Raw genomic sequence first — 17,679 nt, 5'->3', positions numbered from 1 at the left:
CCCATCGCGCCTTGAACGGCCTGACCCCGCTCGCGTACCTTCAAAACGCTCTCAAGGAGCCTTCTCCAGAGTCTCAGGCAGCCTGAACCCATACAGGTGCGGGCAGACGGTTGATCAAGCGCGATTGACACTGCTATAGTCAACCCCGGCTGACAGTTCCGAGGCGTTCCACAATGTCACCTTCTCCCAGTCCGCTCCGGCGCGCCGATGGCGCCGGCGGCGGAGACCCGGGCGCTCACGCGCCGCATGCCGTCGTTATCGGGGCCGGATTCGGGGGTCTCGCGGCGGCGATCCGGCTCGGGGCGCGGGGCTACCGCGTCACCGTGGTCGACCGGCTGGATGCGCCCGGCGGGCGCGCCTACGTGTTCCGCCAGGACGGCTTCACCTTCGATGCCGGTCCGACCATCGTCACCGCGCCCTATCTCTTCGAGGAGTTGTGGGAGCTGTGCGGCAAGCGGATGGCCGATGACGTGGAACTGCGGGCGTTGTCGCCGTTCTACAAGATCCGCTTCCCGGACGGCGAATGGCTGACGTGCAGCGACGACGCCGAGGACATGCAGGCCCAGATCCGGCGCCTGTCGCCGGGCGACGTCGGCGGCTACGAGCGGTACCTGGAAGAGAGCAGGGACATCTTCCACACCGGCTTCATGAAGCTGGCGCATGTGCCGTTCAACACCCTGTGGGACATGGCGAAGCTGCTGCCGAACCTGATCCGGCTGCGGGCCGACCGGTCGGTGCACGCGCATGTGTCCAAGCACTTCCGGGACGAGCGCCTGCGCATTGGCATGGGCTTCCATCCGCTGTTCCTGGGTGGCAATCCGCTGCGCGCGACCTCGATCTACAGCTTGGTGGCCTACCTGGAGCGCAAGTGGGGCGTGCACTTCGCCATGGGCGGGACCGGCAAGCTGGCCGAGGGGATGGCCGGCCTGATCGAGGGCCAGGGCAACACCGTCCGCTACAAGGCCGAGGTCGAGCAGATCCTGGTCAAGGACGGGGCGGCCGTGGGGGTGCGGCTGCGCGGCGGCGAGGTCATCGACGCCGACATCGTGGTGTCGAATGCCGACTCGGCCTTCACCTACAAGAGACTGATCGCCCCGGAACACCGCAAGCGCTGGACCGACCGGAAGCTGGACAAGGCCCGCTATTCGATGAGCCTGTTCGTCTGGTACTTCGGGACCAACCGGCGCTACGAGGATGTGCCGCACCATACCATCCTGCTGGGCCCGCGCTATCAGGGCCTGCTGAAGGACATCTTCGATCGGCACAAGCTGGCCGACGACTTCAGCCTGTACCTGCACCGCCCGACGGCGACCGATCCGTCGCTGGCGCCCGACGGCTGCGATGCCTTCTACGTCCTGTCGCCGGTGCCACACCTGGACAGCGGCGACGACTGGGAGACCATCGCCGAATCCTATCGGAAGAAGGTGGCCGCGGTCCTGGAGAAGACCGTGCTGCCGGGGCTGGAGCAGCACGTGGTCAGCTCTCGTCTCGTCACACCCACGCACTTCCGCGATCATCTTCTGTCGGTCAAGGGGGCAGCCTTCGGGCTGGAACCGACGCTCTTCCAGAGCGCCTGGTTCAGACCGCACAACAAGAGCGAGGACGTGAAAAGGCTCTATCTCGTGGGCGCGGGCACCCATCCCGGCGCCGGCATGCCCGGGGTGCTGTCCTCAGCCCGGGTGCTGGAAGAGGTGGTTCCCGATGCCAAGGCCCTGGTCTAGAACCCGCGATCTCGCCTCGCCCCAGGACCGGACCGAATGCCGGTCCATGATCCGCACGGGCTCCCACAGCTTCTACACCGCATCCCTGCTGCTGCCGCGGGCCTACCGCGACCCGGCCTATGCCCTGTACGCGTTCTGCCGCCTGTCCGACGACGCGGTGGACGAGTGCGACGCCTGCCTGGAGGCGGTGGCCCACCTGCGCTACCGGCTCGACCGGGTGTACGCCGGTGATCCGATGGACAGCCCCGTCGACCGTGCGTTCGCCGACACGGTGCGGCGCTATCGCATGCCGCGCGCGCTGCCCGAGGCCCTGCTGGAGGGCTTCGTCTGGGATGCGGAGGCCCGGGTCTACGAGACCATCTCCGACGTGCGCGCCTACAGCGCCCGAGTCGCCGCGGCCGTCGGCGCCATGATGAGCGTGTTGATGGGGGCTCGCCATCCCCACGTGCTGGCGCGGGCCTGCGATCTCGGCGTGGCGATGCAGCTCACCAACATCTGTCGCGACGTCGGCGAGGATGCCCGCCGCGGCCGGCTGTACCTGCCGCGGCAATGGATGTGGGATGCCGGACTCGACCCCGACGCCTGGCTGGCACGGCCGCGCTATTCGCCGGCCCTGGCCGATGTGGTGGCGCGGGTGCTGGACGAAGCCCAGCGGCTGTACGACCGTGCCGCGTCGGGCATTGCCGGCCTGCCGTCCGGGTGCCGGCCGGCGATCCACGCCGCCCGGCTGATCTACGCCGCCATCGGCGGGGAAATCGCCCAGGCCGACTTCGACTCGATGTCGCGCCGGGCCTACGTCCCGAAGGCGCGCAAGCTGGCGCTGCTCGGCGAGGCCACGCGGGACGCGATGTGGTACCGGCGGATCGACCCGGCGCCGGCCGTCCCCGAGACGCATTTCCTGGTCGAGGCGGCCGCGATCAGGCGCAACATCTGGGTCGGCGAGCGTGCGGGCGCGCCCGAGGAAGAGACCTACAGCGGTCGTCTCATCTGGGCGTTCGAACTGGTCTCGCACCTGGAGCAGCGCCGCCGCGCCTGAAAACGGCTTCCGTCTTGGGCCCGTTCGCGTGACGCCCCACCCGCGCCCGGCACCCGGGCCGGGTGGGGTTTTTTCGTGGCCGGTCAGGCTTGGCGCGGATCGCGATCAATCGGACCCACGCCGTGGTTCGGATTGATCGCGTGACTCCGCGCGGAATGTACGGGGCGTCGGGCGCGGGGGAGCGCGCCGGCGCGCGCCCGGTCGCGTTCTGCAACCTAATAGAACATAGTGCATCCGGAGCGCTTTTCGCTTGTTCTCAACACAGGCGAGGCGTGATGATACGGCAGGGTGCGCGCGCACCGTGTGGTGACGCCGTCACGCGGCGGCGCAAGAGTTGGGGAGGCGCCGGTGGACACGGAGGGAATGGGTCGAGGGGTGCGGGGTCGGCGCGACGCCGCGCTTGAACGCAGCGTCGGACAGCGGTTGCGGGCCTTGCGGGAGGCGGCGGGGGTCTCGCGTGAGGTGATGGCCGCCCGCATGGGGCTGACGCCGGCCCAGCTTCGCAAGCTGGAGGAGGCGATCACCATCATTCCGGTGGCGCATCTGGCCGTGGCGGCGCGCGTGCTCGGCGTCACGGTGGGCGACTTCTACGGCGGACGCGATCCCCTTGCGGCGCCCGCGCCGGCCGGGCGGCGATGCGCCGAGGCCGATCCCCTGTGCCATCCGGAAAGCCGGGCGCTGCTGTCGGCGTACTACGCCGCGCCCGAGTCGGTGCGCCGCGATTTCGCCAGTCTGCTGGCGGCTCTGGTCAGGCGATAGGCGCCGCCGGTCAGGCCCGCAGCGAGGCCCCGCAGGCCTGATAGCCGCGCTTTTCCAGGTACTGCTGGTGATAGTCCTCGGCGGGCCAGAAGTCGCCGGCCGGTTCGATCTGGGTGGCGATGCGCCGACGGTGGCGGCCGGAGGCGTCCTGGTCGGCCTTGCTGGCCTCGGCGGCGGCGCGCTGCTCGGCGTCGTGGACGAAGATCACACTGCGGTACTGGCTGCCCACATCGGGACCCTGTCGGTTGACCTGGGTGGGATCGTGGGCCTGCCAGAACACGTCGAGCAAGCGCGCATAGCTCACCGCGGCCGGGTCATACTCCACCCGCACAACCTCGGCGTGACCGGTCGTGTCCGAGCAGACCATGTGGTAGGTCGGCTGGGCGACATGGCCGCCGGCGTAGCCAACCGTGGTGGCGACAACCCCATCGACGTTGCGGAAGGCCAACTCGACCCCCCAGAAGCAGCCGGCGCCGAAGGTGGCGAAGCGGGTGGCCATGGACAGCGTGCTCCCGTCTCTGCGCATGTGATCCCTGTCCCGCGCATATGGGCCGGCGCGACGCCGCGAACAAGGCGGGTGCACTGGTGGCGCCGGCTATTCCGCCGGCGCGGGCGACGCGGTAGGCGACGGGGCAGGCGACGGGGCGGGGGGTGCGGCGGTTTCGGGGCGCTCGCGCGGCAGCCGGATGCCGGCTACGATCACCAGCGCCGCCAGTGCGGCGAGCAGGAGGAACAGCACCGTGAAGTCGCCGGTGGCGGCCCGCACCCAGGCCACCAGGGGCACCGCGAGGCCGCTGATGCCAAACGCCAGCACGAACTTGAGGCCGTAGGCGGTGGAGCGCCAGCTTGGCGGTGTGTAGCGCGCCAGCAGGCTGTTCTCCGCCGGTAGGGCGCCGATGTTGAACGACACCATCATCAGCATGACCAGCAGCAGCGGCAGCCCGGTGGCCGACGCCGCCAGCGCCAGGACGGGCACCTGGGCGACGTACATGGCGATATAGACGGTCTTGAGCGGAAGGCGGTCGGCCAGGTGTCCGGTCAGGATCTGGAACAGTCCGGCGATGCCGTAGACGATCATGACCGCCAGCCCGACCCCGCTGGCGCCATCGCCCAGCAGGCCGCCCAGGCGTTCCTCGAACACCTTCGGCATGCTGGCCTGGGTGGCCTGGTAGATGATGCCGCCCACCAGCATGGTTAGCGCGATGATGACGTAGACCCGCGCCGTGTCTCGCTTGTCCGCCGGCGGGTCGGTGCGGGCATCCACCTTGGTCTCGATGATGACGCCGCGCGCCACCATCCACACGAACCCCAGGCCGATGACGATGGTGAGGGCACCGGGGATCAGGAAGGCCGACCGCCAGCCGAAGGCGTCGATCAGCACCCCGGCCATGACGCCGCCCACGGCCGGGCCAAACCCGCCGAAGGCGCCGTTGATGCCCAGCGCCTTGCCCCGGTTGACCGCGGTGCGCACCAGCCAGGCGATGCCCACCGGGTGGTAGATGGAGCCGAACAGGCCCAGAAAGCCCAGCGCCACCGCCATTTCCAGCGGACTGCCCGCGAGCCCGGCCCAGATTGCGCTGGTCCCGATGCCCAGGAAGTACAGCGCCATCATGCCGGTCGCACTCCAGCGGTCGCCGAGCCAGCCGGCGAGGGGCGCCGCGATCCCGAACAGAAGCTTGCCGCCCAGGATCAGCGCCAGCGACGCCTCGTAGGAGATGCCGAACTGCGCCGGCAGCACCAGGGCCACGACGTAGAAGATGGGCTCAAAGACGTGACTGATCGAATGGCCGACGCAGGAAAAGCCCAGCGCCGTGCGGGCCTGCACGGGGGTCATGGTCGCAACCCTTGAGGTGACGGGATCCGACGACACTGTCGCACCGGGCGTGCGCCGATGCAAGCCGGGCGGGCCGCAGCCCTCAGGAGTCGTCGGGCACGGTGGCGGGTGGGGTGCGCAGGCGCCCGACGAACAGGCCCTTGCCGACCGGGCTGATCCCCAGCGGCCGGACATGGCCGTTACGGATCCAGTGCACGATGGCCGTCAACTCGGTATCCCGGAACACGTCATCGAGCACGATCACGGCATCGTCGCGCAGGAACGGGCGGAACACCGGCACCGTCGGCAGGCGCGCGAACGGGTGGCCGGGCTCGGCGCCGGCCTTGGGGCCGTCGATGACCAGCATGTCGTAGGGCGCATAGGCGCCGGCGAAGGGCAGCACGTCCCGGCGGTCGTAGCATCGGGTGCTGATGTCGAACGCCTCGGCCGGGGCCGTGCGCGCCCCCAGGACCGAGTACCGGGACGGAACCGAGAGGGTCGCGCACATGCCGGCGATGAGATCGGCGTAGTCCGCATCCTCGTCGATGGACACCAGGGACCAGTCCGACCCGCACCGGTCCGTCAGGTCCTGCGCCAGGGCCAGGGTCGAGACTCCGGCGCCCAGCTCCAGCACCGACCGCGCCCCAATGATCCCTGCGATGCGGGTCACCGCGGCGATCGTGGCGGGCGTCATGGAGAAGACGCTGAAGGTGTAGCCGCTCACGTCCACGATGCGGCGCAGGTCGTCCGACCAGGGCTCCTCGCGCCACAGGTTCAGCGATTTCGGCCACAGGGCGTGGCGGCGGTCGATCTTGCGCGCGAGCAGCAAGACGTCCTCGACGCGCAGGGTCGCCACGGTGCGGCGAATGCGCGCGTCCTCGGCCGCGTCGCTCCGCGCGCCCGTCTCTGGGGCCGTCTCCAGAGCCGTCTCCAGAGCCGTTTTCAGAGCCGTCTCTGGGGCCGTCTCTGGGGCCGTCTCGGGGACCGCCACGGGGGCTGGTTCTGTTACCATGGCCCCGTCCTCCAGTCTGGGGTTGTGTCCCGAGGGCGCGGGTGTCGCCCTCAGGACCCGATTTCACAGGGCTGCGCGACCCGGCTGCGCGTCAGCGCGTCGTGCCACATATGCCGCAGCGCGGTCTCCAGGTGGCGGGCGAAACGGGGGCCGTCGCACAGGGTGGAGGCAGACACCGTCTCCCGCAGCGAGGCGCGCAGGGCCGCGAGATCGTCCAGCCGGTGCGCCCAGGACACGGCGATGTCCACGTAGGCGTCGGCGTCGGCCGCGATCCACTCGGTCAGGCCCACGTTGTTGAGATGCGACGCGGCGTGCCGCCCGGCGAACGTGGGGCCGGGCCAGGAGACCACCGGGACCCCCATCCACAGGCTCTCGCACGTGGTCAGGCCGCCGGAGTACGGCCAGGGGTCCAGGCTGATGTCGACCTCGTTATAGGTCTGCAGGTGCTCGGTGTGCGGTGTGTGGCCGCGGAAAATGATGCGCTCCGCGCCGATGCCGCCGCGCGCGAACAGGGCCAGCAGGTGGCGTTGCGCCGCCGGGACCGCGAACTTGTCGCCCTTCAGGATCAGGCGGCTGTCCGGCACGCCGTTCAGCACCCGGGTCCACAGGTCGATGGTCCGCGCGTTGACCTTGATCGGGTTGTTGAACGACCCGAAGGTGACGTGATCCTTGATCCGGGCCGGCAACGGCCAGATCGGGGGCGCCGTCGCGGGCGGCTCGAACACCACGTAGCCGTCGGGCATGCGGTAGACGCGCTCCGTGTACCAGACCTCGTGACCCGGCGGGACCTCGACCGCGTCGGCGATGAACCAGTCCATGCCCGGCACGCCGGTGGTGTTGAACTGGCCACCCACCCACTTGACCTGCACCGGCGCCAGGCGCTGCGGGAAGATGGCCAGCCGGCAGCCGCTGGCATGCCCGGCCATGTCGATCAGGATGTCGATCTCGTCGTCGCGGATCAGGGCCGATAGCGCCGCGTCGTACAGGTGCTCGACAACCTTGATCTCGGCGCAGGCGGCGAGGCGCTTGGTCAGGTCGTCCTCGCGCCGCCGGCCGCTGTAAGCGATCAGGCGATAGGTGTCCCTGTCCATGGCCTCGAACGCGGGCAGCGACAGCTTCAGGGCCGGATGGCGCCCGAAGCCGGACGAGATCATGCCGATCCGCAGCGGCCGGTCGGGCCTGGGGTCGCGCACCGTGGGCGGCGGCGCCTCCGTTCGGTCGGCGAAGGTCCGCGCCCAGGCGTCGATCACGGCCCGGATCTCGGCCTGCGTCGCCTCCGCCAGGTAGTGCATGTAGAACAGCTTGTTGCTCTGCGGCACCGAGGAGTGCGGCTTCAGCCGTTCGACGCGGCTGAGGACCCGCAGGGCCGTCTCCGTCTCTCCCAGCTCCATGTGTGTGCTGGACAGGTTGAGGAGCGCCCGGTGGGATGCCGGGTCCAGCACCAGGGCCTTGCGGTACAGCTCGGCCCCCCGGTCGGGCCGGCCCTTGCGTCGGTAGTCGCCGAGATCCACCAGCGGCTCGGCCCAGTCGGGGCGCAGATGGATCGAGCGTTGACACAGGAATTCCGCCTGAGCCGTCTTGCCCAGGTCGTTGACGCTGCGGGCCAGCCAGCGGAACACATGCGCGTTGGCCGGGTTGGCGGCGAGGGCGCGCCGGTACAGCGCGAGCATGCCGCTCAGGTCGCCGGTCTTCCCCAGGACATCGGCGCGACCCAACAGGCAGTCGTTGTGCAGCGGGTCGAGCGCGAGGGCGCGCGCGTACACCGCCGCGGCCTCGTCCAGCCGGTTGGAGGCTCGCAGCAGGTCGCCATAGACCGCGAGCGTGGTGACGTCGTCGGGCTGAAGAGAGGCGCGTCGCTGGTACTGCCGGGCCACCTCGTCGGCGCGTCCCAGGTCCACCAGCACCCGGGCGCGCGCCTGGTAGGCCGCCGGGGCGGTCGGGTGCCAGGCGATGAACAGGCCGGTGGTCTCCAGCGCGGCATCGAGTCGCTTCAGCTGCCGCAGCGCGACGCACAGCGCGATCCAGCCGAACTCGTAGTGCGGGAAGCGGCGGGTGAACGTCTCCGCTTTGGGAACGACCGCCAGGTGGGCGCCGATCTGGTGCAGGGCGTCCAGTTGCTCGGCCAGGAACAGGGCCGACCCGACCGGGGCACTGCTCGCGAGCTTCTGCAGGAAGCCGCCGCCCTCGGGCAGGCTCACCACGCTGTCGAGGGATGTCGCGCTCTTCTGGTCTTCGAAGTCACGCTCCGGCATACACTCGCCTCCGCCTAGAACGGAACGCCCGAATAGGGAATCGCATAGTGATTTCGAATTCGGGCGTTCCGCTCTGAAACCAAGAGATCGCACCGAGTCACGCTTGAAATCGGCTCTACCCCGGTGGTTCCGATTTCGAGCGACCGGCGCTAAGGTCCGCACGCGCCACCCGGCGCTTTTCGCACCCTAAAGCCGATTGCTTTAAGACAGAATGAAGGCCGAGCCGCCGTGTGGGCGGGGATGACGGGCCGGAGCCGGAGTCCGACTCCCGGGCGGCGGGGCGGCCGGCGGCGGCGTCTGTCCGGGCGGTCTGTCTCGCCCGGGCCTCGCCGCGGGACACAGCCTCACGCAGTCCCCCTCAAAAGCAGCGCCAAGAAAAGGGGCCGCAGACACGGTCTGCGGCCCCGATCCGGATGGGTCCTGAACCGCCCCCCACCCAAACGTCGGGTGGAAGCGGCCGACACGCCTTAGAACAGACGCAGGACCGACTGCTCGGACTGCTGCGCGATCGACAGGGAGATGGTCCCCAGCTGCTGGCGGGTCTGCAGCGCCAGCATGTTGGCCGACTCGGCGTTGACGTCGGCGTTGACGAGCTGCGACGCGCCACCCTCCAGGGTGTTGATCATCTCCTCGGTGAAGTCCTTGCGGATTTCCATCAAGGCCGCGTTGGTACCGAAGCGCTGCGCCTCTTCGCGAACCTTGGTCAGAGCGCTGTCGATGTTGGTCAGCGAGGTGTCGGGGTTGGCCGCCGACGCCCAGTCGTTGGCGGCGGTGTCGATGCCGCCACCCAACTGCGCGGCCAACAGCTTGGTGCTGTCCACATCCAGGCGCCGGGTCGTGGTCTGCTCGCTGAACACCAGCTCGAAGGTCTCGCCGGAGGTGTTGAGCAGGTTCACGCCATTGTACTCGGCGTCATTCACGATGTGGTTGAGCTGGCTGGCCAGGTCGTTGAACTGGCTGGCGAGGGTCTTACGCACCGTCGAGCTGTCCTCGGACTTCGCCGTCGAGGCCAGCGCCTTCATCTGCTTGATGACATCTTCCATCGATTCCAGCGACTTCACGGCCGTCTGGACGACGTTGATGCCCTCGGTGATGTTGTTCTTGATCGTCGACAGGTCGCTGGCGCGGTCGCTCAGGTTACGCGCCTTGAAGAACGACAGCGCGTCGTCGATGGCGCTATTGACCTTCTTACCGGTCGACAACCGGCCCTGGGTGCGGTCGATGAGGTCGGTGGTGCGCTGCAGCGACAGCAGGTTCGAGCGGGTCGCCGACGAGAGGGTAATGTCTGCCATGATGGAACTCCTATTCTAGGGTCGTCACACGCCCTCTTCTGGACGGGGCAGGGTCGTCTGTCATCGATCGCGTGACAGCCCTCTCCTACCTCCCTTATTCACTATCATGGACGTCCGGCGGGCGCAAGCTGGCATCATGTCCGATGATGGGGGCCAGCGCGCGCCGCCGTGCTATCGCCCCCCGTCGGTGCCGCCATCGGTGCCGCCATCGGAGGACGGATCGGGAAGCCAGGCCGGCGCGGGCGTGTCGCCGCTCGGCAATGGCGCCGCCTGGGACGAACCGCCCGATCCTGGGGCGGAGGCGGGGGCCCCGCCGGCCGCGGCGCGCTGGCCCATGGCGGCGAGCCGGTCGACATGCAGGTGGCCGGGCGGGGCGTTGCCCTCCTTGTCGACGCCGAAGTAGAGCGTCATGTGCGGGAACGGGATTTCGATGCCCAGGGCATCGAAGCGGTGCTTCATGCGGCGGTTGAACTCGCGCCCGACCCACCACTGCATGATCGGCTTGGTCATGATGCGGGCCTTGATGATGACCGCCGAGTCGCGGAACCCGTCGACCCCCAGCACTTCCAGCGGCTCCAGAATGGACGGGCCGTACTCGGCATCCTGGCGCAACTCGTCGCCGATCTCCTGGAGCACCGCCGTCACATGGTCGGTGTTCTCACGGTAGGCCACGCCGACCTCGAACAGGTAATACGAGAAGTCCTTGGTCATGTTGGTGACCGTGTCCACCCCGCTGAACGGGATGGTGTGCAGGTTGCCCGAGAGGTCGCGCAGCCGCAGGGAGCGGATCGACATGGCCTCGACGACCCCGGCGTGGCCGCCGACCTGGACCACGTCGCCAACCGCGATCGTGTCCTCCAGCAGGTTGAAGACGCCGCTGATGACGTCCTGCACCAGCTTCTGGGAGCCGAAGCCGATGGCCAGGCCGACGACACCGGCACCGGCCAGCAGCGGGGCGATGTCCAGCCCCAACTCGGACAGCAGGATCAGGGACACCACCACCACCAGGAACACCGACAGCACGTTGCGCAGCAGCGGCAGCAGGGTGCGTTCGCGCTGGCCGCGCTCGACCGGGGCGCCGTCCCGGTCGGTGGAACTGAGATAGCGCTGGATCAGATGGTTCACCCCTTCCCACAGGGCGACCGAGACGGCCAGGACGAGGGCCACGTTGAAGCCGATGCTCAGGATGCGCTGCGCCACGCCGCTGCTCAGCCAGGCCACCACGTCCAGGTGCCAGGCGGTCAGGATCAGCGCCAGCGCCCCGGCCAGCAGCAGCACACGGGCGGCGGTGGTCGCCAGGCCCAGGTAGTGCCGCACCCGCTGGCGGGCGGCGCGGTCCAGGCTGGTGGCGGCGTGCAGGCGCATCATGCCGGCATCGCGCACGCGCTGGATCCAGCCGAACACCAGCAGGCTGAGGAAGAAGACCACCAGGGTCTTCACCGTGGCCCAGCCGGCCAGGGCGAACCAGCGCTCGGCGTCGATCACCCAGGCGAAGAAGATGCCGATGGCGTAGGCCGCCGCCAGCAGGTGCCAGATGTCGGCCAGCCCGCGCAGCAGACCGTTGACCCAGGCCGCCGAGGCACTGCTGCCCAGGGTGATGCGGCGGATGGCGCGCTTGCCCACCCCGCGCAGCGCGATCAGGGTATGAACGGTCACGATCAGCACGATCAGGCCGATCACGTGCGTCAACAGGTCGCGTCCGCCCGGGGGCATGCCGAGCAGGCGCGCCACCTCGACCGTCATGTAGCCCAGCATGAGCACCAGCGCGGCGCGCCAGAACCCCCGGTAAAGCAGCCGCGCGGTCTCGTCCGAGACCGGCACCAGCCGTAGGGCCGGGCGCCGTGGGGCCAGCAGGGCGTGCAGGACCACGGTCGCGGCCCGCAGGCTGACCAGACTGGTGACGATGACGGCGGCGACCAGTTCGGTGCGCAACTCGGCGTCGATCAGCGGCATCGTCGCCTGGGCCGCCGCGGCGAACAGCGCGATCGGCAGCAGCCGCAGCACCAGCCGGGTGAGCAGAAGGACCAGGCGGCGGCTGGCCGCCGTGTCCTCGGCCTTCTCCTGGAGGCGGCGCGCCGGCCCGCCGACCGCGAGCCGGGCCAGCGCGGCCGCGGCCAGGCCGGCCAGCACCACCAGGCCGATCTGCACGGCCAGGTTCAGCCACACGCCGCGCATGTCGTCGTCGAACTGGATCGCGAGCCAGTCGAGAAGCTGCGGGACCTGTGTCGTGATGCCGCTGGCCCAGACGGCGTCCTGGTAGAACTCCTGGACCAATCCGGTCAGAACCGAGATGTCGGGCGCGGGGATGGGGAGCACGGGCTCGGCCGCGGGCGCGTCCGACGCCGCCTCGGCCGGAGCGGATGCCGCCTCGGCCCCGGCCGCCGCGTCGGGCGCTGCGGCCGGCGTGGTGCCACCGTCCGGTGCGGTCTCGCTCGACGCCGACGGCGCGGTTTCTCCCGATCCCGATGCGGCGGGGGATGACCGCGACAGCGCGGACACGGCCCCGGCGGCAAGCCGGGTTAGGCCGGTCCCCGGTCCCACCCCGGGTCCCGGCGGCGGCGTGGCGTCGCGGGCGGTGCCGGCCCCGCCCGCGTCGGCGCGTGCCGAGCCTTGTTCCGGGGCCTGCGGAGTGGTCCCGCCGGTGGCTTCCAGCGCGGCGATCAACGCGCGGCGCGCCTCCGGGTTGCGCAGAACCTGGGTCAGGTCGGCGATCACCGGATCCCCCCCCGGCTCCCCCCCCGGATCCACACGGGCGGGGGCGTCGGTCCCGGTCGGCGCGGCGGCGGTGTCGCCGGTCGGCGCGGGCGTGCCGGCGGCGGTTTCGGCCGTCTCGGTCGCGGTCTCGGGCGCCGTCGCGGCGCGCAGCCGTGCCGCGGCGGCACGCTCGATCTCCGCCGTTCGGGTTTCGATGACCGTGCCGAGGGCGCGCTGCTGTTCCTGTGTCAGTTGCGCGCTGGCCGTCCCCGCCGCGAGGCTGGTCGCGACGCCGGCGAGGAGGAGAAGGACCAGGGCCAGCGCGGCCCCGGGGTGGTGGCGCCGAAGCCGGCGACGCGGCATGGTCAAGGGAACTCTCCTGGTGGTGATCGCCGGGGTTCGGAACAGGCCGGCGCCCGTTTCCCGCGGGGGGCGGGGCGTGGCGAGGGAGGGATGGATGACCGTTGCAATTTATCACAATCCCAGATGCGGCAAGTCGCGTGCAACCTTGTCCCTGCTGCGGGAGCACGGCGTGGCGCCGACCGTGATCGAATACCTCAAGACACCGCCGGACGCGGCGACCCTGCGCGTGCTCCTGCACAGACTCGGCATGACGCCCCGCGACCTGATGCGGACGAAGGAGTCGCGGGCGGTCGGGCTCGACGACCCGGCGCTCGACGACGACGCGCTGATCGCCGGCATGGTCGCGCATCCGATCGTGATCGAACGACCCATCGTGGTGGCCGGCGACCGGGCGCGCCTGGGCCGGCCGCCCGAGGCCGTGCTGGAGATCCTGTGATCCTGTGATCCTGTGACCCTGTGGCGTCGGGCTACAGCGCCCGCAGGGCAGCGGGGCGCCAGCCGGGACCGCTGAGGACGGCCTGGGCCGTGGCCACCTCGCGCAGCAGGCGGTCCCGGTCCTTCGGCAGCGTGCCGGCCAGCGCCAGGGCGTTGGAGGCGTGATTGGAGCGGAAGATGACCGGCGCCGGCGGATCCAGGCGCTCCAGGAACAGGTGCTGCTCGGCCAGGATGGCGGCGTCGTCCTGGAACGTGAAGCCGCGGCCGTCCCGCGTCATCTGGGTGACGAACGGCCCGAACCGCTCGTCGTCGAGATAGAGCTGGAGGGTCGACAGATAGGTCGGCGGCGCCTGATTGATGAGGGCGGCGGTCGCGGTGATGTGGTCCTCCCAGCCCTCGGCGCCGGCGAGGCCGAGGATCACCGTGGCGGAGACCTTGAGGCCGGCGGCGCGCGCCTTCTCGATCGCCTTGGCATGCCCGGCCGGGGAGGCACCCTTGGTGATGCGGCGCAGCACGTCGGCCGAGCCGGACTCGACGCCGAGGTAGACCAGGGACAACCGGGCCGCCTTCAGGCCGGCCAGCTCCTCCGGCGTCTTCTTCAGCAGGTTGGCGGGCGTGGCATACGCCGAGACCCGGGTCAGGGCGGGCAGGCGGGCGCGCAGGTGGTCGAGGATGGCGTGAAGGTGGTCGCTGGGCAGCACCAGGGCATCGCCGTCGGCCAGAAACACGCGGTCGGCCGCGGGCCAGGCGCGGGCGGCGGCGTCGATGTCGCGGAACACCGCCGCCAGCGGGCGCACCTGGAACGTCTTGCTGCGGTACATCGAGCAGAAGGCGCACCGGTTGAAGCTGCACCCGAGCGTCGCCTGGATGATGAGATTGCGGCCCTCGGAGGGGGGCCGGTACAGCGGCATGTCGTAGGCGATCGTCATCGGCATTCTCCAGGCGTCCGGCGGTCCGGCGGTCCGGCGGTCCGGCCGTCCAGCCGGGCTCAGGGTGTCGTCGTCAGCGCCGCGATCAGGTCCGCCGCATCGGGCCATCCGGCCACCAGCCCGGCACGGTCCCCGTGCTCATAGTCGGCGAACTCGAACCCCGGGGCGACGGTGCAGCCCAACAGCGCCCAGCGTCCGCCGGGGCACAGACGGGCGCCCTGCCAGACCCCTTGCGGGACCACCACCAGGGGGCGCTGGCCGGCGAACACGTCGGCGCCCAGGGTCACGGTCTCTGCGCGTCCGCCCGGGTGCAGATGGAGTTGCTGCACCGGGTCGCCGGCGTAGAAGTGGAACACCTCGTCGCTGGCCAGGCGGTGCATCGCCGACAGCGTCTCCGGGGTCAGGAGATAGTAGATCGCGGTCGAAACGCAACGGTCCATGCCGGCGTATCGAGTCGGCAATGCCGCCCCCGCAACGGCCTCGGGCGCGCGGTAGGTCTCGCGAAAGTAGCCGCCCTCGGCCGGGTGCGGCTGCAGGCCCAGGTGACGGATGACGGCCTCGGCGGTCGGGGCGTCGGGCGCAGGATCGGCGCGAGTCTCGGTGATCATGGGACCCTCCCGGGGGGGCGCGGGGCTGTGGACGGGATGCGGCGCGCGCTCCGTTCTCGGCCATTTACCGGGGTGCCGCAAGTGCCGTAAGACAGGCGGACCGGCGCCGGTCGGCGACCCGGCGGCTGCATGGAGCGCGAGACCCCATGTCCTTCCTGTCGTTCCTGTTCGGTGACCAGGACAAGCCGCCCCCGGACCCGTATTGGCAGCGCGATCCGTCGATGCGCTTCTATCGGCTGCTGGCCCTGCGTCCGGGCCGGCCCAAGCTGACCGGGCTCGGCGGCGTGTTCGTGCTGTTCCACAAGGGGGTGCGCCCGGGCTGGGTCTACGTCGGGGCGACGGCCGATCTGGGGGCGGCGGTGACGCGGTTGCAGGACCACCCGGAGATCGCGGCCCTGGAGGGTCGTGGCGGCCTGTTCATGACCTGGGCCTTCATCAAGCCCGACAAGCGCGACGGCGTCGTCGCCTACCTGCGCGACCGCCTGAAACCGGAGGTCATTGATGACGACATGGACCATGAGATGGGATGCCGGCCGGCGGGGGCGCGCCCGATTGCGGTGCAGCTTCCGGGCTGAGGGGCGAACCCGCCAGGGGCGGGCCTTGGCCGCCGCCATCCTGCTCGTGGGGCTATGGGCGGGGCTGGTTGCGGCCGGCCCGGGATCCGCTCAGGCGGGCGAGGTGCGGGTGGCCGTCGCGGCCGGCTTCGCCCCGGCGGCGCAGGAGATCGCGCGCCGGTTTGCGGCCCGCACCGGGCACAAGGCCAGTCTCTCCTTCGGCGCCTCGGGCCGGCTTTATGCGCAGATCGTCAGCGGGTCGGGGTTCCAGGTGTTCCTGTCGGCCGACGCCCTGCGACCGGAAAAGGCCGAGGCGGCCGGCCTGACGGTGCCCGACAGCCGGTTCACCTACGCGTTCGGGCGGCTGGCCCTGTGGTCGGCGGATCCGGAGCTGGTGGATGCAGACGGAACGGTGCTGACGCGGCGCGAGGGGTTCGAATCGCTGGCCATCGGCAATCCGGTCACGTCGCCGCACGGCGCCGCCGCCGTGCAGGTGTTGCAGGCGCGGGGAGTCTACGAGAGGCTGCGGCCCGCCCTCATCACCCTGGAGGATGCCGGCACGGTCCACGACGTGGTGAGCGCGGGCGATGCCGAGGCCGGCCTCCTGCCCGTGTCGGCGCTGGCGCTGGAGACCGGCGGGTCGCGCTGGACCGTGCCCGCGGATCTCCATGCGCCGTTGCCGCACCAGGCCGTGCTGCTGACGGCCGGTGCCCGCTCGGATGCCGCACGCTCGTTTATCGCGTTTCTGCGTCATCAGGAGGCGCGCGATATCATGCAGCGCTTCGGTTACGACATGCCGACCGGGGACCCCGAGGCCGCAACGCCACCACCAGCGGGGACAAAGCCGGCCGCGCCCGTGCACTGACTCCGGCCCGGGCGGTTTGGACCGCGCCGGCTCTTGGCGTCTGGCCTCCTCGAACGCGCCTACTCGAACGTGCGCGCGTCCTCGATCACCTTGCCGTCGTTGGGCAGGGTGTTCTCGTCGACGAACTCGATCACCCCGCGCAGCTTGGTGACCGCCTGCACGGCCTCGCCGATCTTCTCGGCCAGGGCCTGGTCCGGCGCGTCGGCGCAGACGCAGCGCAGGGTCATGACGTCGGTGCTGTGGTCGTCGTGGCGCACGATCAGGCGGCCCTTGCTGACCGCGGGGAACCGCTTCAGGACCTCGGCCACCTGTTCGGGGTGGACGAACATGCCCTTGACCTTGGTGGTCTGGTCGGCGCGGCCCATCCACCCCTTGACGCGCATGTTGGTGCGCCCGCACGGGCTCTCGCCCGGCAGAACGGCCGACAGGTCGCCGGTGGCGAAGCGGATCAGCGGGTACTCGGGCGTGAAGGTGGTGACCACCACCTCGCCGACCTCGCCCTGCGGGACGGGATCGCCGGTGCCGGGGCGCACGATTTCGACGATCACGCCCTCGTCTGCCACCATGCCCTCGACCGTGCCGTCGGGTCCCGGGCTTTCGTAGGCGATCAGGCCCAGGTCGGCGGTGGCGTAGCACTGCGAGACATGGATGCCGGCGTCGCGGAAGGCCGCACGCTGCGGCGGCAGGAACGCCTCGCCGGAGACCAGCCCCTTGCGCAGGCGGGGCAGGGCAACCCCCATCTCGGCGGCTTTTTCAAGGATGATGCGCAGGAACGACGGGGTGCCCACGTAGCCGGCCACGTCCAGGCCGGCCAGGGCGTGGACCTGTTGCTCGGTGTTGCCGACCCCGGCCGGGAACACCGGGCAGCCCAGGGAACGGCAGGCGTCGTCGAAGATCCAGCCGCCGGGTGTGAAGTGGTAGGAGAAGCAGTTCTGCACCATGTCGCCGCGGCGGAAGCCGGCGGCGAACAGGGCGCGGCCCAGGCGCCAGTAGCCGGTGCGCGTCCCCTCCGGATCGTTGATCGGACCGGGGGACTGCAGGATGCGGCCGATGTCGCCCCAGTCCGAGACCAGATCGCCCAGCGGCGGGTGATCCTTCTGAAGCTGGATCAGGTCGCTCTTGCGGGTGACCGGCAGCCGGGCCAGCGCCGCCGGATCGGTGATCGCGTCCGGGTCGACGTCGGCCAGCAGGCGGCCGAAGTGCGCCGCCGTGCCCTTGGCGAGGGCGATCAGGCCGGGCAGGGCGGCATACTGCTCCTCCAGGCGCTGGGCCTGGGGGCGGGTCTCCAGATCGTCGTAATACTCCATGGAACGCGGTCCCTGAGTCCGAAAGGGGGGAGCGGCGGG

15 protein-coding genes are annotated in these 17,679 nt (G+C 70.5%); 6 read left to right on the top strand and 9 right to left on the bottom strand.

Going from position 1 to position 17,679, the window contains the following annotated elements; translation table 11 throughout:
• Positions 1-173: 173 nt before the first annotated feature.
• The 3 genes from GGD88_RS03025 to GGD88_RS03015 all read left to right on the top strand — a co-directional run bounded on the left by GGD88_RS03025 (position 174) and on the right by GGD88_RS03015 (position 3,516).
• Entirely contained in the window at positions 174-1,721 is a 1,548-nt protein-coding gene (locus tag GGD88_RS03025) for a phytoene desaturase (protein WP_184431565.1), read from the top strand.
• Between the two features lie 46 nt (positions 1,722-1,767).
• Positions 1,768-2,757, top strand: a complete 990-nt coding sequence (locus GGD88_RS03020) for a phytoene/squalene synthase family protein (RefSeq protein ID WP_246423517.1) — start codon at positions 1,768-1,770, stop codon at positions 2,755-2,757.
• Positions 2,758-3,105: 348 nt separating this feature from the next.
• Entirely contained in the window at positions 3,106-3,516 is a 411-nt protein-coding gene (locus GGD88_RS03015) for a helix-turn-helix domain-containing protein (RefSeq protein ID WP_184431560.1), read from the top strand.
• 10 nt (positions 3,517-3,526) lie between these two features.
• Here the strand turns inward: GGD88_RS03015 and msrA are convergent, their stop codons facing one another.
• The 6 genes from msrA to GGD88_RS02985 all read right to left on the bottom strand — a co-directional run bounded on the left by msrA (position 3,527) and on the right by GGD88_RS02985 (position 12,942).
• Complete coding sequence (msrA, locus tag GGD88_RS03010) at positions 3,527-4,015, bottom strand: peptide-methionine (S)-S-oxide reductase MsrA (RefSeq protein ID WP_184431604.1); 489 nt, start codon at positions 4,013-4,015, stop codon at positions 3,527-3,529.
• 96 nt (positions 4,016-4,111) lie between these two features.
• On the bottom strand, positions 4,112-5,350 hold the full coding sequence (locus GGD88_RS03005; RefSeq protein ID WP_184431558.1) for an MFS transporter: 1,239 nt from the start codon (positions 5,348-5,350) through the stop codon (positions 4,112-4,114).
• Positions 5,351-5,432: 82 nt separating this feature from the next.
• Complete coding sequence (locus GGD88_RS03000) at positions 5,433-6,341, bottom strand: class I SAM-dependent methyltransferase (protein ID WP_184431556.1); 909 nt, start codon at positions 6,339-6,341, stop codon at positions 5,433-5,435.
• 50 nt (positions 6,342-6,391) lie between these two features.
• Positions 6,392-8,593 (bottom strand): O-linked N-acetylglucosamine transferase, SPINDLY family protein, encoded by a 2,202-nt coding sequence (locus GGD88_RS02995; RefSeq protein WP_184431554.1) that lies wholly within the window; start codon positions 8,591-8,593, stop codon positions 6,392-6,394.
• Positions 8,594-9,060: 467 nt separating this feature from the next.
• Positions 9,061-9,885, bottom strand: a complete 825-nt coding sequence (locus GGD88_RS02990; protein WP_184431552.1) for a flagellin — start codon at positions 9,883-9,885, stop codon at positions 9,061-9,063.
• A gap of 171 nt (positions 9,886-10,056) precedes the next feature.
• On the bottom strand, positions 10,057-12,942 hold the full coding sequence (locus GGD88_RS02985) for a mechanosensitive ion channel family protein (protein WP_246423534.1): 2,886 nt from the start codon (positions 12,940-12,942) through the stop codon (positions 10,057-10,059).
• Positions 12,943-13,036: 94 nt separating this feature from the next.
• Here GGD88_RS02985 and arsC point away from each other — a divergent pair, with 94 nt between their 5' ends.
• The gene (gene arsC / locus GGD88_RS02980; RefSeq protein WP_184431547.1) at positions 13,037-13,378 is read left to right on the top strand and encodes an arsenate reductase (glutaredoxin); all 342 of its coding nucleotides are present in this window, start codon (positions 13,037-13,039) and stop codon (positions 13,376-13,378) included.
• A 31-nt stretch (positions 13,379-13,409) separates the two neighbouring features.
• On the opposite strand, the gene GGD88_RS02975 is transcribed toward arsC, so the two are convergent.
• Together GGD88_RS02975 and GGD88_RS02970 are read right to left on the bottom strand one after the other, a co-directional pair.
• Positions 13,410-14,306, bottom strand: a complete 897-nt coding sequence (locus GGD88_RS02975; RefSeq protein ID WP_184431545.1) for a radical SAM protein — start codon at positions 14,304-14,306, stop codon at positions 13,410-13,412.
• 59 nt (positions 14,307-14,365) lie between these two features.
• A complete protein-coding gene (locus GGD88_RS02970) occupies positions 14,366-14,914 on the bottom strand; it encodes a cupin domain-containing protein (RefSeq protein ID WP_184431542.1) in 549 nt (182 codons plus the stop codon).
• 146 nt (positions 14,915-15,060) lie between these two features.
• Here GGD88_RS02970 and GGD88_RS02965 point away from each other — a divergent pair, with 146 nt between their 5' ends.
• A complete protein-coding gene (locus GGD88_RS02965; protein ID WP_184431541.1) occupies positions 15,061-15,489 on the top strand; it encodes a hypothetical protein in 429 nt (142 codons plus the stop codon).
• A gap of 25 nt (positions 15,490-15,514) precedes the next feature.
• Positions 15,515-16,333 carry a molybdate ABC transporter substrate-binding protein gene (modA, locus tag GGD88_RS02960; protein ID WP_221236970.1) on the top strand — a complete coding sequence of 273 codons (819 nt, stop codon included), beginning with the start codon at positions 15,515-15,517 and terminating at the stop codon, positions 16,331-16,333.
• Between the two features lie 59 nt (positions 16,334-16,392).
• On the opposite strand, the gene GGD88_RS02955 is transcribed toward modA, so the two are convergent.
• On the bottom strand, positions 16,393-17,640 hold the full coding sequence (locus GGD88_RS02955; RefSeq protein ID WP_184431538.1) for a phenylacetate--CoA ligase family protein: 1,248 nt from the start codon (positions 17,638-17,640) through the stop codon (positions 16,393-16,395).
• Between the last annotated feature and the right edge of the window lie 39 nt (positions 17,641-17,679).

The organism is Roseospira goensis (assembly GCF_014197795.1).
Classification (GTDB): Bacteria; Pseudomonadota; Alphaproteobacteria; order Rhodospirillales; family Rhodospirillaceae; genus Rhodospira; species Rhodospira goensis.
Note: the sequence above shows the minus strand (reverse complement) of the source record. Positions and strands in the feature narration are given on the sequence as shown.

What these genes read in the sequence shown, in the direction of transcription:
- GGD88_RS03025 (WP_184431565.1), top strand. Translation starts at nt 174, where the DNA reads ATGTCACCTTCTCCCAGTCCGCTCCGGCGCGCCGATGGCGCCGGCGGC.
- GGD88_RS03020 (WP_246423517.1), top strand. Translation starts at nt 1,768, where the DNA reads ATGATCCGCACGGGCTCCCACAGCTTCTACACCGCATCCCTGCTGCTG.
- msrA (WP_184431604.1), bottom strand. Translation starts at nt 4,015, where the DNA reads ATGGCCACCCGCTTCGCCACCTTCGGCGCCGGCTGCTTCTGGGGGGTC.
- GGD88_RS03005 (WP_184431558.1), bottom strand. Translation starts at nt 5,350, where the DNA reads ATGACCCCCGTGCAGGCCCGCACGGCGCTGGGCTTTTCCTGCGTCGGC.
- GGD88_RS03000 (WP_184431556.1), bottom strand. Translation starts at nt 6,341, where the DNA reads ATGGTAACAGAACCAGCCCCCGTGGCGGTCCCCGAGACGGCCCCAGAG.
- GGD88_RS02995 (WP_184431554.1), bottom strand. Translation starts at nt 8,593, where the DNA reads ATGCCGGAGCGTGACTTCGAAGACCAGAAGAGCGCGACATCCCTCGAC.
- GGD88_RS02990 (WP_184431552.1), bottom strand. Translation starts at nt 9,885, where the DNA reads ATGGCAGACATTACCCTCTCGTCGGCGACCCGCTCGAACCTGCTGTCG.
- GGD88_RS02985 (WP_246423534.1), bottom strand. Translation starts at nt 12,942, where the DNA reads ATGCCGCGTCGCCGGCTTCGGCGCCACCACCCCGGGGCCGCGCTGGCC.
- arsC (WP_184431547.1), top strand. Translation starts at nt 13,037, where the DNA reads ATGACCGTTGCAATTTATCACAATCCCAGATGCGGCAAGTCGCGTGCA.
- GGD88_RS02975 (WP_184431545.1), bottom strand. Translation starts at nt 14,306, where the DNA reads ATGACGATCGCCTACGACATGCCGCTGTACCGGCCCCCCTCCGAGGGC.
- GGD88_RS02970 (WP_184431542.1), bottom strand. Translation starts at nt 14,914, where the DNA reads ATGATCACCGAGACTCGCGCCGATCCTGCGCCCGACGCCCCGACCGCC.
- GGD88_RS02965 (WP_184431541.1), top strand. Translation starts at nt 15,061, where the DNA reads ATGTCCTTCCTGTCGTTCCTGTTCGGTGACCAGGACAAGCCGCCCCCG.
- GGD88_RS02955 (WP_184431538.1), bottom strand. Translation starts at nt 17,640, where the DNA reads ATGGAGTATTACGACGATCTGGAGACCCGCCCCCAGGCCCAGCGCCTG.